General features: G+C 72.4%; 11 protein-coding genes. 3 read left to right on the forward strand and 8 right to left on the reverse strand.

Annotated elements, in window-relative coordinates; genetic code table 11:
• Positions 1 to 539 precede the first annotated feature (539 nt).
• Complete coding sequence (locus tag ABZ885_RS07910; RefSeq protein WP_360184700.1) at positions 540 to 833, reverse strand: hypothetical protein; 294 nt, start codon at positions 831 to 833, stop codon at positions 540 to 542.
• A gap of 78 nt (positions 834 to 911) precedes the next feature.
• On the opposite strand from ABZ885_RS07910, the gene holA reads away from it, so the two are divergent.
• The gene (gene holA, locus ABZ885_RS07915; RefSeq protein WP_360184703.1) at positions 912 to 1907 is read left to right on the forward strand and encodes a DNA polymerase III subunit delta; all 996 of its coding nucleotides are present in this window, start codon (positions 912 to 914) and stop codon (positions 1905 to 1907) included.
• Between the two features lie 115 nt (positions 1908 to 2022).
• On the opposite strand, the gene ABZ885_RS07920 is transcribed toward holA, so the two are convergent.
• From ABZ885_RS07920 to ABZ885_RS07930, 3 genes are all read right to left on the reverse strand, one after another.
• Complete coding sequence (locus tag ABZ885_RS07920; RefSeq protein WP_360184705.1) at positions 2023 to 2745, reverse strand: hypothetical protein; 723 nt, start codon at positions 2743 to 2745, stop codon at positions 2023 to 2025.
• 444 nt (positions 2746 to 3189) lie between these two features.
• Entirely contained in the window at positions 3190 to 3456 is a 267-nt protein-coding gene (gene rpsT / locus ABZ885_RS07925; RefSeq protein ID WP_360184707.1) for a 30S ribosomal protein S20, read from the reverse strand.
• 202 nt (positions 3457 to 3658) lie between these two features.
• The gene (locus ABZ885_RS07930; RefSeq protein ID WP_360184710.1) at positions 3659 to 3964 is read right to left on the reverse strand and encodes an antibiotic biosynthesis monooxygenase; all 306 of its coding nucleotides are present in this window, start codon (positions 3962 to 3964) and stop codon (positions 3659 to 3661) included.
• 257 nt (positions 3965 to 4221) lie between these two features.
• On the opposite strand from ABZ885_RS07930, the gene lepA reads away from it, so the two are divergent.
• On the forward strand, positions 4222 to 6090 hold the full coding sequence (lepA, locus tag ABZ885_RS07935) for a translation elongation factor 4 (RefSeq protein WP_360184713.1): 1869 nt from the start codon (positions 4222 to 4224) through the stop codon (positions 6088 to 6090).
• A 171-nt stretch (positions 6091 to 6261) separates the two neighbouring features.
• Here lepA and ABZ885_RS07940 read toward each other — a convergent pair whose 3' ends face one another.
• From ABZ885_RS07940 to ABZ885_RS07955, 4 genes are all read right to left on the reverse strand, one after another.
• On the reverse strand, positions 6262 to 7338 hold the full coding sequence (locus ABZ885_RS07940) for an FAD-dependent oxidoreductase (RefSeq protein ID WP_360184715.1): 1077 nt from the start codon (positions 7336 to 7338) through the stop codon (positions 6262 to 6264).
• Positions 7339 to 7473: 135 nt separating this feature from the next.
• On the reverse strand, positions 7474 to 8388 hold the full coding sequence (gene sigJ, locus ABZ885_RS07945; RefSeq protein WP_360184717.1) for an RNA polymerase sigma factor SigJ: 915 nt from the start codon (positions 8386 to 8388) through the stop codon (positions 7474 to 7476).
• Positions 8389 to 8540: 152 nt separating this feature from the next.
• Positions 8541 to 10439 (reverse strand): ABC transporter ATP-binding protein, encoded by a 1899-nt coding sequence (locus ABZ885_RS07950; RefSeq protein ID WP_360184786.1) that lies wholly within the window; start codon positions 10437 to 10439, stop codon positions 8541 to 8543.
• 155 nt (positions 10440 to 10594) lie between these two features.
• Complete coding sequence (locus ABZ885_RS07955; RefSeq protein WP_360184720.1) at positions 10595 to 12328, reverse strand: ABC transporter ATP-binding protein; 1734 nt, start codon at positions 12326 to 12328, stop codon at positions 10595 to 10597.
• Positions 12329 to 12678: 350 nt separating this feature from the next.
• Here ABZ885_RS07955 and ABZ885_RS07960 point away from each other — a divergent pair, with 350 nt between their 5' ends.
• A complete protein-coding gene (locus tag ABZ885_RS07960) occupies positions 12679 to 14601 on the forward strand; it encodes an AMP-binding protein (protein ID WP_360184723.1) in 1923 nt (640 codons plus the stop codon).
• The last annotated feature ends 32 nt before the right edge of the window (positions 14602 to 14633 follow it).

Raw genomic sequence — 14633 nt, forward strand, 5'->3', positions numbered from 1 at the left:
GCTCTGGCCGGGGCTGCGCGAGCACTTCACCCGCGCCGACGTCGCGGTCCCGTTCGAGGACCTGAAGGAGCGGATGCTGTTCAGCGAGGCGCTGGCGCGCGGCCCGCCGGCCTGACTCCACTCCTCCGGCTCATTCGCTCGCCCTCCCCACCGGGAGGAGGGAGGGGTGGGGAGGGAGGGCGAGGGGGTGGGGGCGGGGGCGGGGCCCAAGAAGGGGTGAAGCGCCGGCCCGGCCCAGGCCCGGGCCGGCGCGAGCGGAGACGGCCAGGGTGGTGGAACGGGCGCCGCGCTCCGGGCCGGGCCGGAGCGCGGCAGGGTCACGGGCCGCCGCGAAGAGGCGCGGGGCGAGGGTGAAGGCGAGGGCCGAGCGGCCAGCGGCTGCGGCGACCGGGCGAAGGGCTTCGACGAGGGCGCGGCGCCGGGAGGCACCGGCCCGCCACGGTGCCAGGCCGAGCAGGTCGCGCAGGCCGCGCACCGGAAGTCGGACCGGCCGACTTCCGGTGCAGGCACCACCCGCGGGCGGGTCACCCGCGGGCGGGTCAGCCCTCCTCGCGCCAGCCCTCGGCCTCGGCGGCGAGGGCGTCGAGGGCGCGGAGGAGTCCGGGGGTCCAGCCGTTCTCGGGGGGTTCCACGACCACCAGCCACTGGGCGTCCTCGGCGTCGTCCTCGCCGGCCAGGGCGTCCCGGACGATCTCGAGTTCGCCGAGGTCGGGGTGGTTGGCGCTGAGCTCCTCGGCGGCTTCCTCGGCGGCGTCGCGGTCGGGCAGGACGAGCAGCTGCCGGGCGTGGGGAGCGAAGCCGTTCGGCTGGTCGATGGTGGGATCTTCGGTCACCGGGTCATTGTCCCGTGCACGGTGGAGGGGCCGGCAGGCGGGCGGGGCTGTCCGTACCGCGTGGGATGCTGGTAGGCGATGGCCAGGAAGAGTGCACCCGACGACCTGCTCGCCCCGCTGACCCTCGCGGTCGGCCAGGAGGAGCTGCTGCTGGACCGTGCGGTCGCCCAGGTGGTGGCGGCGGCGAAGGCGGCGGACCCCGACACCGACGTGCGGGACCTCGCGCCCGGGAGCCTGCAGCCCGGCAGTCTGGCCGAGTTGACCACGCCCTCGCTGTTCGCCGAGCGCAAGGTGATCGTGGTCCGGGCCGCGCAGGACCTCTCCGCCGACTCCGTCAAGGAGGTCAAGGCGTACATCGAGGCCCCGGCCGAAGAAGTGATCATGGTCCTGGTGCACGCGGGCGGTGTGAAGGGCAAGGGGCTGCTGGACGCCGGGCGGAAGGCCGGCGGCCGGGAGGTCGCGTGCGCAAAGCTGGCCAAGGCGTCGGAGCGACTGGCCTTCGTGAAGGGCGAGTTCCGCACGCTCGGCCGGTCGGCGACCCCGGAGGCGTGCCAGGCGCTGCTGGACGCGCTCGGCAGTGACCTGCGCGAGCTGGCGGCCGCGTGCAGCCAGCTCACCTCGGACGTCGAGGGCACCATCGACGACACCGTGGTGGCCCGCTACTACAGCGGCCGCGCGGAGGCGACCGGCTTCGAGGTGGCGGACCTCGCGGTGACCGGCCGGGCGGCCGAGGCGCTGGAGCGGTTGCGCTGGGCGCTGGCCGTGGGGCAGCCGCCGACCGGCATCACCTACGCGCTGGCGTCCGGCGTGCGCAGCATCGGCCGGCTGGCGACCGCCGGGCGGAACATGCGCCCGGGTGACCTGGCGCGCGAGCTGGGCATGCCGCCGTGGAAGGTCGAGCGGGTCCGCCAGCAGATGCGCGGCTGGACCGGCGACGGCGTGGCCACCGCCCTGACCGCGATCGCGCAGGCGGACGCCGCCGTCAAGGGGGGCTCCGACGATCCGGCGTTCGCCCTGGAGCGGGCGGTGGTCGCCGTCGCCAGGGCCGCCCGCGCCGGTTCACGCCCGTACTGACCGCCCCCGCCCGGCCGGTCCCGCCCCCGGTCCACTCGACCCGCCCAGCCCCAGGCCGGCCCCGGCCCCGCCTGGCCGCCCCACCCACCAGCGGGGGAGCCCCGGCCGGTTCCGGCTACTTCCCGCCGATCGCCTTGAGGATGTCCCGCGAGTCGTCCAGCATGGCCTTCCGGACGGTGTCGCGGTCCAGCGTGTAGTCCTTGCCGACCTGGTAGTTGTCGGTCCAGTAGAGCGAGAACGTCATCCCGCCGTCCCGGGCTTCCAGGTAGTAGTTGATGTCGTGGTACGACTTGTCCGAGCTGGTCGGCTCGTCGCCGTAGGCGTAGTAGGCCTCCTGGCCGAGGTTCGGCACGTCGGAGATCTCGTACTTCTGCTGCTCGAAGTAGTGCCGGGTGGCGGCGTACTCGGGCGCGGAGTCGACGGCCTTGTGCAGCGAGACGCGGATGTCGAGGGTGGCGTAGTCCGGGGAGTCGCTCCCGCTGACGGTGCGCTTCATCAGCGCGTAGCAGCGCATGATGTCCATGGAGTCGCTCCGGCCGGTGTGCTCCAGCGGGTAGTTGTCCACCATCTTGTACTTCTGCCGGAACGCGGAGAGCTTTCCCGTCTCGCAGATCTTGTCGATGGCGTGGTAGCCGTGGAGGCTCTGCGCGGAGGAGCCGCCCTTCACGAGCTTGGGGACGAGCGCGACGGCGCCGGACCAGGCGACGGAGGCCAGGATGGCGCCGACGAAGGCCCAGGTGGCGTTGCGGCGCAGGTTCCCGCCCCGCCGGCCGGGCCCGCCGGGCGCGCCGGCGCCACCGCCCGGCACCGGCGGCAGCCCGGGCGCCGTGGACGGCAACCCCGGCGAGCCGGGCACTCCCGACGGGCCGGGCGCTCCCGGAGAGCTGGGGAGTCCGGGCGGCGGGCCGAATCCCGGTGCGCCGGCCGGCGGCGGTTGCTGCTGCGGAAAGCCGGTGAACCCCGGCCCGCCGCCCTGGGACGGCGGCGGAGGTGGCGGTGGTTGCGGTGGCGTCGCCATGGGTGGTGCCCCCCTGAAGCCTTTCAACGCCGGGTGTGATCCCGGTCTGCCGTGACCGACGATAGCGGTCGGTCCACACAACGCGACAGGCGCCGCAGCAGCCTCTGGGGAAGAGGTCCGCTGCGGCGCCTGCCGTACTGCCTGTGCACCGCACCCGCGTGGCGAACGCAGGCCGCGTGCGGTGCGAGTCTTGTTCTCGCCTCAGGAGACCGGGTAGAGGGCCGGTTCGTCCCGAGGGGGGTGGGGCCGGGGGCCCCGGGGGCGTCAGGCCTGGGCGGCGTTGACGCGCTTGGTGATGGCCGACTTCTTGTTGGCGGCCTGGTTGGCGTGGATGACGCCCTTGCTCACGGCCTTGTCGAGCGCCTTGGAGGCGGCACGGGCCAGCTCGACGGCCTTCTCGGTCTCGCCGGCGGCAGCGGCCTCACGGGCCTTGCGCAGAGCGGTCTTCAGCGAGGACTTGACGGCCTTGTTGCGCAGGCGCGCCTTCTCGTTGGTCTTGTTGCGCTTGATCTGGGACTTGATGTTCGCCACGAAGGAGCCTCAGTCTGTGTCATTGGTTGGAACGGGCTGCACCGGGCGGCCGTCGGACCAGCTGAGAGGGCATGCCGAGGCCAGGTGCAGCGCCCAACGCTACCAGGGGCGCCCCGCCCGGCCCAAACCGGTCGCTCCCGGAGCGCCCCGCCCCGGTCAGCCCCCGCCGGCCCGGACCGCCCCCGGCCCGGACCGCCCCGGGTCAGGCCCGGAGGACCGGCTCGCCGTAGTGCTCGACCTCGGGGAACGGCGCGTAGAAGCGGTGCAGCAGCTCCCGCCACCGCCGGTACTCGGCCGAGCGCCGGAAGCCCTCCGTGTGGTCCTCCAGCGTCTCCCACTCCACCTGGAGCAGGAACCGTGAGCCGCGGCCCTCGTCCAGGCAGCGGCGCAGTTCGAGCGCGCGGAAGCCGGGCTGGACGGCGATGAGCGGCCGGGCCTCGCCGAAGGCGGCGAGGAAGTCCTCCTCCTGGCCGGGGAGGACGTCGAGCAGGGCGCTTTCGAGGATCATGCACCCGCATCCTGCCGCACCGGCGGACCCGCGTCCTTCCCCATCGCGGACCCGCGTCCTGCCGCATCGGCGGACCGCCGCGGGAGGGCGCCGGACGGCCGGCGGGCGGCTCCGGGAGAACCGAACGGCGGCGCACGCCGTGCTCGTGGGAAGATGGGAGGAACTATTTCGATCGGACGACTGTCCGGTCCCCGGGAAGCCGGTCAGCGATGATCCGGACGCACCCGGCCCCCGGACCAACGGAGAATCGGACCAAGGTGCCCGCGACCCCCAGCAATGTGCCAGAGCCCAGCCGTACCGACCCGGCGCTGATCCGCAACTTCTGCATCATCGCCCACATCGACCACGGCAAGTCGACGCTCGCAGACCGGATGCTCCAGATCACCGGCGTGGTCGACCCGCGGCAGATGCGCGCCCAGTACCTCGACCGGATGGACATCGAGCGCGAGCGCGGCATCACCATCAAGTCGCAGGCCGTCCGCCTCCCGTGGGCGCCGAAGGCCGGGGCGAACGCCGGTACGACGCACATCCTCAACATGATCGACACCCCGGGTCACGTGGACTTCACGTACGAGGTGTCCCGCTCCCTCGCGGCCTGCGAGGGCACCATCCTCGTGGTGGACGCCGCCCAGGGCATCGAGGCGCAGACCCTCGCCAACCTGTACCTGGCGCTGGAGAACGACCTCACGATCGTCCCGGTGCTCAACAAGATCGACCTGCCGGCCGCCCAGCCGGAGAAGTACGCCGCGGAGATCGCGCACATCATCGGCTGCGACCCGTCCGACGTGCTCCAGGTCAGCGCCAAGACCGGCCTCGGCGTCGAGGACCTGCTCGACCACATCGTCAACACCATCCCGGCCCCGGTCGGCGTCAAGGACGCCCCGGCCCGCGCGATGATCTTCGACTCGGTGTACGACTCCTACCGCGGCGTGGTCACCTACGTGCGTGTCGTGGACGGTCAGCTCACCAAGCGCGAGCGGATCGCGATGATGTCGACCGGCGCCACCCACGAGCTGCTGGAGATCGGCGTCATCTCGCCCGAGCCGAAGGTCGCCGACGGCCTCGGCGTCGGTGAGGTGGGCTACATCATCACCGGTGTGAAGGACGTCCGGCAGTCCAAGGTCGGTGACACCATCACCTCGATGCACAAGGGTGCGACCGAGGCGCTGGGCGGCTACAAGGACCCGCGCCCGATGGTGTTCTCCGGCCTCTACCCGCTGGACGGCTCGGACTACCCGCTGCTCCGTGACGCGCTGGACAAGCTGCGGCTGAACGACGCCGCGCTGGTCTACGAGCCGGAGACCTCGGTCGCGCTGGGCTTCGGCTACCGCTGTGGCTTCCTCGGCCTGCTGCACCTGGAGATCATCCGGGAGCGGCTGGAGCGCGAGTTCAACCTCGACCTGATCTCCACCGCGCCGAACGTGGTCTACCGCGTGGTGATGGAGGACGGCAGCGAGCACACCGTCACCAACCCGAGCGAGTTCCCGACCGGCAAGATCGCCGAGGTGTTCGAGCCGGTCGTGCGCGGCACCATCCTGGCGCCGAACGAGTTCGTCGGCGCGATCATGGAGCTCTGCCAGTCCCGCCGCGGGGCCCTCCAGGGCATGGACTACCTCTCCGAGGACCGGGTGGAGCTGCGCTACACCCTGCCGCTCGCGGAGATCGTCTTCGACTTCTTCGACCAGCTGAAGTCCAAGACCCGCGGTTACGCCTCGCTCGACTACGAGCCCATCGGCGAGCAGAGCGCCAGCCTGGTGAAGGTCGACATCCTGCTGCACGGCGACGCGGTGGACGCGTTCTCCGCGATCGTGCACAAGGACAAGGCCTACAACTACGGCGTGATGATGGCCGGCAAGCTGCAGAAGCTGATCCCGCGCCAGCAGTTCGAGGTGCCGATCCAGGCGGCGATCGGCTCCCGGGTGATCGCCCGTGAGACGGTCCGCGCGATCCGCAAGGACGTGCTCGCCAAGTGCTACGGCGGTGACATCTCGCGTAAGCGGAAGCTGCTGGAGAAGCAGAAGGAAGGCAAGAAGCGGATGAAGATGGTCGGCCGCGTGGAGGTCCCGCAGGAGGCCTTCATCGCCGCGCTGTCCACCGACGCCGAGGCGCCGAAGGAAAAGAAGTAGCAGCACGCGAGCGAGGGGCCCGGGCACCCGCCCGGGCCCTTCGCCGTGTCCGGCCCCGCGGGCGCCCGGCCCTTCGGCCGCCTCCCGCCCGCGCGGCCGCCGGCGCGCCCGCCCCCAGGCCCGCCCGCGCGCCCGGGCCACGCGGCCGCCGTCCCAGGCCCGCCCGGGGGGCTACTTCAGCGCGCCGTAGACGCCGGCCACGATCGCGGCCTTCGCCAGCCGCCCGGCGGTCCCGGTGAGCACGGTCGGCCGCATCGAGTCGTCCCGGCGGACCAGCTGGAGCAGCCCGTCCTTCCGGCCGAGGCTGAGGCACTGCGCGACGTAGCCGAACGAGAACGGCTCGGCGGTGCGCCCGTCGAGCAGCTTGCCGAGGTACTGGCCCATCGGCAGGGCGGTGGCGCACCCCATCCGCAGGGTGCCGGTGCCGGGGACGGTGACCGCGGCGGCGTCGCCGATCACGTGCACGTCCGGGTCGGAGACCGACCGCAGGTGGCCGTCGACCAGGGCCCGGCCGCGGGCGTCGACGGCCAGTCCGGCCTCGGCGGCCAGCGGGTGCGGCTCCATCGAGGCGGCCCAGACGGTGACGTCGGCGTCGATCGGCCCGGCATCGGTGCGCAGCCCGGCGGGGGTGACCCCGGTGACGGCGGCGTGTTCGTGGACGGTGACGCCGAGCCGGTCGAGGGCGTGCCGGATGTGGGTGCGGCCCTTGGCGGAGAACCAGCCGCCGACCTGCCCGGCGGCGACGATCCGCACCCGCCAGCGCGGGTGGGCCTCGGCGAGTTCGGTGGCGAGCTCGATGCCGGTGGCGCCGCCGCCGACCACCGCGACGGTGCCGGGCCGGCCGGCGTCGCGCAGCCGGCGGTGCAGGTCGGCGGCCCTCTCGACGGGGTAGGCGTGCTCGGCGGCGCCGGGGACGTCGTGCCAGGCGGTGCGGCTGCCGAGGGCGTAGACCAGGGTGTCGTAGCCGAGGGTGGTGCCGTCGTCGAGCAGCACCTTGTGCCCGGCCAGGTCGAGTTCGACGGCCCTGGCCCGGTGGTGCCGGATGCTGCGGCCGCGGGCCAGCCGGCTGATGGGCGCCCAGTCCCGGCCGTGGCCGGCCGCCGCCTCGTGCTGGCGGACGCGGTGGAGGAGCCGCTCCTCGGGCGCGACGAGGGTGACGGGGTGGTGCTTCCCGGCGCCCTTGGCGGCGCTGAGCCCGGCGTAGCCGGCTCCCAGTACGACGATCCGCTTCTCGGTGGTGGTGCTCATCTCGTCCGCCTCCTTGGGTGCGCTCCCGCGCTGTTCGGGAAGGGGACGACGCGGCCGGTCAGGGTGTGACGGTGACCCGCGTCACAGTCCCACCCGGGGTGACCCGCGTCACGGTTCCGCCAGGGGCGGCCCGCGTCACAGTTCCACCGGGGTGACGCGGCCGAGCTTCTCCGGGTTGACCATCACGTAGGCCTCGGTGACCCGTCCGCCGGCGGTGGTGAGGGCGATCACGCCGGCGACGGCGCCGGTGGCCTTCTCGTACCAGACCAGTCCCGGCTCGCCGTTGACCAGCGCGCCGCCGAGCGCGTACGCGTCGGTGAACCACTTGGCGACCAGGCCGGCCACCAGGCGGGCGACCTTCTCCGAGCCGAGGATCGGGCGGACGCCGGCGCGGACGATGCCGCCGCCGTCGGAGTGCCAGACCACGTCCGGGTCGAGGACGGTCATCAGGTCCTGGAGGTCGCCGCGGGTGACGGCGGCGGCGAAGGCCTCGACCGCCTGGCGGTGCTCGGCCGGGTCGGCGGCGGCGCGCCGTCCGCCGTCCTTGACCCGGCGGCGGGCCCGGGAGGCGAGCTGGCGGGTGGCGTCGGGGGTGCGGTCGAGGGAGGCGGCGATCTCGTCGAAGCCGACGGCGAAGACGTCGTGCAGGACGAACGCGGCCCGCTCGGCCGGGGTGAGCTGTTCCAGGACGGCGAGCAGGGCGAGCGAGACGGACTCGCCGCGTTCGGCGAGCTCGGCGGGGGAGGCGCCGGCCTCCGCGTAGGAGACGGACGGCTCGGGCAGCCACTCGCCGTAGTAGGCCTCGCGGCGGGCGCGGGCGGAGCCGAGCTGGTCGTAGCAGAGCCGGGTGACGACGGTGGTGAGGAAGGCGCGCGGGTCGGCGACGGCGGTGCGGTCGGCGGACTGCCAGCGCAGCCAGGCGTCCTGCAGCACGTCCTCGGCGTCGCTGAACGAGCCGAGCAGCCGGTAGGCGACGGAGCCGAGGTAGCGCCGGTTCGTCTCGAAGGCGTTCTGGGCGGGGGCGGCCGCAGCCGACGGGGCGTCACTCACGGGCCCCACGGTAGCGCCCGGGACGGGCAGGGCGAAGGGGCCCCGGCCGTGAACGCGGCCGTACGCGGCGGTACCCGGCGGGCGGGCGGACGCGAGGAGCCGGAGCGGGGTGCCCGCTCCGGCTCCTGGACGTCCCGTCCGGCGGCGCCGGGTCAGTCGACCTCGGCCACCGCCTCGGCGAACTGCGCCTTGTACAGCCGCGCGTACGCGCCGTCGGCGGCGATCAGCTCGTCGTGGGTGTCCTGTTCGACGATCGAGCCGTTCTCCATGACCAGGATCACGTCGGCGTCCCGGATGGTGGAGAGCCGGTGGGCGATCACGAAGCTGGTGCGGCCGGTGCGCAGCCGGGCCATGGCGCGCTGGATCAGCACCTCGGTGCGGGTGTCGACGGAGCTGGTCGCCTCGTCGAGGACGAGGATGGACGGCTGCGCCAGGAAGGCCCGGGCGATGGTGATGAGCTGCTTCTCGCCGGCGCTGACGCCGGTGCCGTCGTCGTCGATGACGGTGTCGTAGCCGTCCGGCAGGGTGCGGACGAAGCGGTCGACGTGGGCGGCCTTGGCGGCCTCGACGACCTGTTCGCGGGTGGCGCCGTCGGCGCCGTAGGCGATGTTGTCGGCGATGGTGCCGCCGAACAGCCAGGTGTCCTGGAGGACCATGCCGATGCCGGAGCGCAGGTCCTCGCGGGACATGGCGGCGACGTCGACGCCGTCGAGGGTGATCCGGCCGGAGCTGACCTCGTAGAACCGCATCAGCAGGTTGACCATGGTGGTCTTGCCGGCGCCGGTCGGTCCGACGATGGCGACGGTCTGCCCGGGCTCGACCTTGAGCGAGAGGTCCTCGATGAGCGGCTTGTCGGGGTCGTAGCGGAAGGAGACGTCCTGGAAGGCGACCCGGCCGCGGATGGCGTCGGGGCGCTCCGGCATGGCCGGCTCGGGGGTCTGCTCGGCCGCGTCCAGCAGTTCGAAGACGCGCTCGGCGGAGGCGACGCCGGACTGCACCAGGTTGGCCATGCTGGCGACCTGGGTGAGCGGCTGGCTGAACTGCCGCGAGTACTGGATGAAGGCCTGTACGTCGCCGATGGTCAGCGCGCCGGAGGCGACCCGCAGGCCGCCGACGACGGCGACGATCACGTACTGCAGGTTGCCGATCAGCATCATCGCGGGCTGGATGATCCCGGAGATGAACTGGGCCCGGAAGCTGGACTGGAAGAGGGCCTCGTTGTGCTCGCGGAAGGTCTCGGCGGACTCCTTCTGCCGTCCGAACACCTTCACCAGGGCGTGCCCGGTGTACATCTCCTCGATGTGCGCGTTCAGCTGGCCGGTGGACTTCCACTGCTGGACGAACTGCGGCTGGGCCCGCTTGCCGACCTTGGTCGCCACGACGACCGAGACCGGGACGGAGACCAGCGCGATCAGGGCCAGCAGCGGCGAGATCCAGAACATCATGGCGAGCACGCCGACGACGGTGAGCAGCGAGTTCACGACCTGGCCCATGGTCTGCTGCATGGACTGGCCGATGTTGTCGATGTCGTTGGTGACGCGGCTGAGCACCTCGCCGCGCGGCTGCTTGTCGAAGTAGCTGAGCGGCAGCCGGGCGAGCTTGGCCTCGACGTCCTCGCGCAGCCGGTAGCTGGCGCGCTGGACGGCCTTGGTGGCGAGCCGGCCCTGGACGATGCCGAAGACGGCGGAGGCGACGTAGATGGCGAGCACCCAGAGCAGGATGGTGCCGATGGCCCCGAAGTCCATGCCCTGGCCGGGGGTGAAGTCGATCGAGGAGAGCAGGTCGGCGACGCCGCCGTCGCCGTGGGCGCGCACGCCCTCGACGACCTGTTGCTTGGTGGTGCCGGCCGGGAACCGCTCGCCGACCACGCCGGCGAAGATCAGGTCGGTGGCGTCGCCGAGGATCTTGGGGCCGGTGACGGCGCAGCCGATGCTGAGCACGCCGAGCCCCAGGACGCCGCCGAGCAGGGCGCGTTCGGGACGGAGCAGTTTGAGGACGCGCTTGCCGGAGCCCTTGAAGTCCATGGACTTCTCGGCGCCCTGGCCGCCCATGAAGCGGCCGGGGCCGGCCGGGCCGCGGCGGGCGGCGGCGGCCTGGGAGTCGCTGCGCACCTCGCCCGGTCCGCCGCCGGGGCCGCCGGGGCCGCCCTTGGTGAGGCCGGGGCCCTGCGGCGCCGGGCCCTTCTTGTCCGGGTTCGCCGGGGTGGTCACGCCGCCTCCTGCTCGGTGAGCTGGGAGAGCACGATCTCCCGGTACGTCGGGTTGTCGGCCATCAGTTCGCCGTGGGTGCCGCTGCCGACGACGGCGCCCTCGTCGAGGACGATGATCCGGTCGGCGTCGCGGATGGTGGAGACGCGCTGGGCGACGATGAGCACGGTGGCGTCGGAGGTCTCCCGGGCGAGTGCCTTGCGGAGCTTGGCGTCGGTGGCGTAGTCGAGGGCCGAGAAGGAGTCGTCGAACAGGTAGACGCCGGGCTTGCGGACCAGGGCGCGGGCGATGGCGAGGCGCTGGCGCTGGCCGCCGGAGACGTTGCCGCCGCCCTGGGTGATGGGTGCGTCGAGGCCTTCGGGGAAGCGTTCGACGAACTCCTTGGCCTGGGCGACCTCCAGGGCGTGCCAGAGTTCCTCGTCGGTGGCCTCGGGCCGGCCGTAGCGGAGGTTGCTGGCGACGGTGCCGGTGAACAGGTAGGGCTTCTGCGGGACGAGTCCGACGGTTTCGGCGATCGTCCCGGGGGCGAGGTCGCGCACGTCGACGCCGTCCAGCAGGACCTGGCCGGAGGTGGCGTCGAAGAGCCGGGGGACGAGGCCGAGCAGGGTGGACTTGCCGCTGCCGGTGGAGCCGATGACGGCGGTGGTCTCGCCGGGGCGGGCGATGATGCCGATGCCGCGCAGGACGGAGGCCTCGGCGCCGGGGTAGCGGAAGTCGACGTCGCGCAGTTCCAGGTTGCCGCGGCGGAGCACCTCGGTGACCGGCGCGGCGGGCGGGACGACGCTGGAGCGGGTGTCCAGCACCTCCTGGATGCGTTCGGCGCAGACCTCGGCGCGCGGCACCATCATGAACATGAAGGTGGCCATCATGACGCTCATCAGGATCTGCATCAGGTAGGAGAGGAAGGCGGTGAGGGCGCCGATCTCCATGCCGCCGCTGTCGATCCGGTGGGCGCCGAACCAGAGCACGGCGATGCTGGACACGTTCACCACGAGCATCACGGTGGGGAACATGAACGACATCAGCCGGCCGACCTGGAGCGAGACGTCGGTGAGTTCCCCGTTGGCGCCGGCGAACCGGGTCTGCTCGTGGTCGTCCTTGACGAAGGCGCGGATGACCCGGATGCCGGTGATCTGCTCGCGCAGCACCCGGTTCACGGTGTCGATCTTCGTCTGCATGCTGCGGAACTTCGGCCGCAGCGCGCGGACCAGCAGGACGACGACGATGCCGAGCACCGGGACGACGGCGAGCAGCAGGGCGGACAGCGGCACGTCCTGGTTGAGCGCCATGATGATGCCGCCGACGCACATGATCGGTGCGGCGACCATCAGCGTGAAGGCCATCAGGGCCAGCATCTGGACCTGCTGGACGTCGTTGGTGGTGCGGGTGATCAGGGAGGGGGCGCCGAACTGGCCGACCTCGCGGGCGGAGAAGCTCTGCACCCGGTCGAAGACGGCGGCGCGGATGTCGCGGCCGGCCGACATCGCGGTGCGGGCGCCGTAGTAGACGGCGCCGATCGAGCAGAACGCCTGGACCACGGTGACGGCGATCATCACGCCGCCGACGCGCAGGATGTAGCCGGTGTCGCCCTTGACCACGCCGTTGTCGATGATGTCGGCGTTGAGTGTCGGCAGGTAGAGCAGGGCGAGGGTGGAGACCAGCTGGAGGAGCACCAGCAGGGTGATCGGTCGGGAGTAGGGGCGCAGGTACGCCCTGAGCAGTCTGATCAGCACTGGCACACTCTTGTCGTCGGCGGTGGGATTCGCATCCCAATTCTCGTTGTTTAGTGGACTCGTACAGGCGATTAGGGGTACGCCGCCCGGAGGTTTGTCCAGTCCTTTGCCGAGGCGGCGGTGGGGGGCGGTCGTGCGGCCCGACTGGGCGTACCGTACCCGGGTGCACGGGGCGTACGGTGGCGTGCCACCTGCCCTGCCCTCTTACGGAATGACCGGTTTCCCCCTAGGCTGCTGATTGCCCCCTTGTTACTCGCCGGTACCCAGCCGGTTAAGCCGGGGGCCCGGCGACCGCCCCCACGGGAGCCGCGACATTCCCTCAGACGGCCACCCGCCCCCGGAGGTCCTCGTTGAGTTCCGCGCAGTCCCTGATCGACTCCGGCCGTGCCGACATCGTCGCCGGGCGTCCGACCTCGGTCGCCCACCTGTTCCAGGAGCGGGTCGCCGCCACCCCGTCCGGTGAGGCCTACCGCTACCCCGTCCCGGTGGACGAGCACGCGGCGGACAGCGCCCCGGGCGCCGAGCAGTGGCGCTCGCTGACCTGGGCGCAGACCGCCTCCCGGGTCTACGCGGTGGCCGCCGGCCTGCTCGCGCTGGGGATCCGGCCCGAGGACCGGGTCGCCCTGGCCTCCTCCACCCGGCTGGAGTGGGTCATCGCCGACCTCGGCAACATGTGCGCGGGCGCGGCCACCACGGCCGTCTACCCGAGCACCAACGCCGACGAGACCGCGTTCATCCTCTCCGACTCCGGCTCCAGGGCGATGTTCGCCGAGAACGCCGCCCAGCTCGCCAAGGCCGTCGCCGAGCAGGACCGGCTGCCCGAGCTGCGCACCGTGATCCTCTTCGACGCGCCCGCCGAGGCGCCGGAGACCGGCGGGCTCAAGGTGATCACCCTCGCCGAGCTGGAGCAGCTGGGCACCGAGCACCTGGCCGGGCACCCGGACGCCGTCGAGAAGACCATCGCCGGGCTCGACAAGGAGCAGCTGGCCACCCTCATCTACACCTCGGGCACCACCGGCCGCCCCAAGGGCGTGCGCCTGGTGCACGACTGCTGGGCGTACGAGGGGCGGGCCCAGGAGGCCAGCGGGCTGCTGGCCGCCGACGACGTGCAGTTCATGTGGCTGCCGCTGTCGCACGTCTTCGGCAAGACGCTGATCTCGGGGCAGATCGCCACCGGCCACGTGATGGCCCTGGACGGCCGGGTCGACCGGATCATCCACAACCTGCCGGTCATCCGGCCGACCGTGATGGCCTCGGCGCCGCGCATCTTCGAGAAGGTCTACAACGGCATCGCCGGAAGGGCCCGCGCGGAGGGCGGCGCCAAGTACAAGATCTTCATGTGGGCGGCGAAGACCGCCCGCGAGTACGCCCGGGTCGTCCAGGAGAACCGGGTGGCCACCGGTGCCGACAGCGCCCCGCTGGGCCTGCGGCTGCAGCACGCGCTGGCCGACAAGCTGGTGTACGCCAAGATCCGGACGGCCTTCGGCGGCCGGCTGCGCGGCGCGGTCTCCGGCAGTGCCGCGCTCGCGCCCGAGATCGGCTACTTCTTCGTCGGCGCCGGGGTGCCGATCCTGGAGGGCTACGGTCTCAGCGAGACCAGCGCCGGCTCGTGCGTCAACCGGGCCGAGGACGTCCGGGTCGGCACGGTCGGCCGGGCGCTGCCCGGCACCGAGGTCCGGATCGCCGAGGACGGCGAGATCCTGCTGCGCGGCCCCGGCGTCATGCGCGGCTACCACAACCTGCCGGAGAAGACCGCCGAGGTGCTGGAGGCCGACGGCTGGTTCCACACCGAGGACATCGGCGAGCTGTCCCCGGACGGCTTCCTGCGGATCACCGACCGCAAGAAGGACATGTTCAAGACCTCCGGCGGCAAGTACGTCGCGCCCAGCGAGGTCGAGGGCAAGTTCAAGGCGGTCTGCCCGTTCGTCAGCAACATCCTGGTGATCGGCAACGGCCGCAACTACTGCACCGCGCTGATCGCCCTGGACGAGACGGTGATCATGCCGTGGGCCGCCGACCACGGCCTGGGCGGCAGGCCGTACGCCGAGGTGGTCGCCGACCCGCAGGTGAACAAGCTGATCGAGGGCTTCGTGAAGCGGCTCAACGGCGACCTCCAGCGCTGGCAGACGATCAAGAAGTTCCACCTGCTGCCGCGCGACCTGGACGTCGAGCACGGCGAACTCACCCCGAGCCTGAAGATCAAGCGCCCGGTGGTCGAGAAGACGTACGCGGACGCCGTCGCCGGGATGTACGCGGGCGCCAACGAGGCCTGAGCCGCCCCCTCCCGTACGGCCCGCCGGATCGG

Source organism: Kitasatospora sp. NPDC047058 (genome assembly GCF_040643935.1).
Classification (GTDB): Bacteria; Actinomycetota; Actinomycetes; order Streptomycetales; family Streptomycetaceae; genus Kitasatospora.

What these genes read in the sequence shown, in the direction of transcription:
- holA (WP_360184703.1), top strand. Translation starts at nt 912, where the DNA reads ATGGCCAGGAAGAGTGCACCCGACGACCTGCTCGCCCCGCTGACCCTC.
- ABZ885_RS07930 (WP_360184710.1), bottom strand. Translation starts at nt 3,964, where the DNA reads ATGATCCTCGAAAGCGCCCTGCTCGACGTCCTCCCCGGCCAGGAGGAG.
- ABZ885_RS07940 (WP_360184715.1), bottom strand. Translation starts at nt 7,338, where the DNA reads ATGAGCACCACCACCGAGAAGCGGATCGTCGTACTGGGAGCCGGCTAC.
- ABZ885_RS07950 (WP_360184786.1), bottom strand. Translation starts at nt 10,439, where the DNA reads ATGGGCGGCCAGGGCGCCGAGAAGTCCATGGACTTCAAGGGCTCCGGC.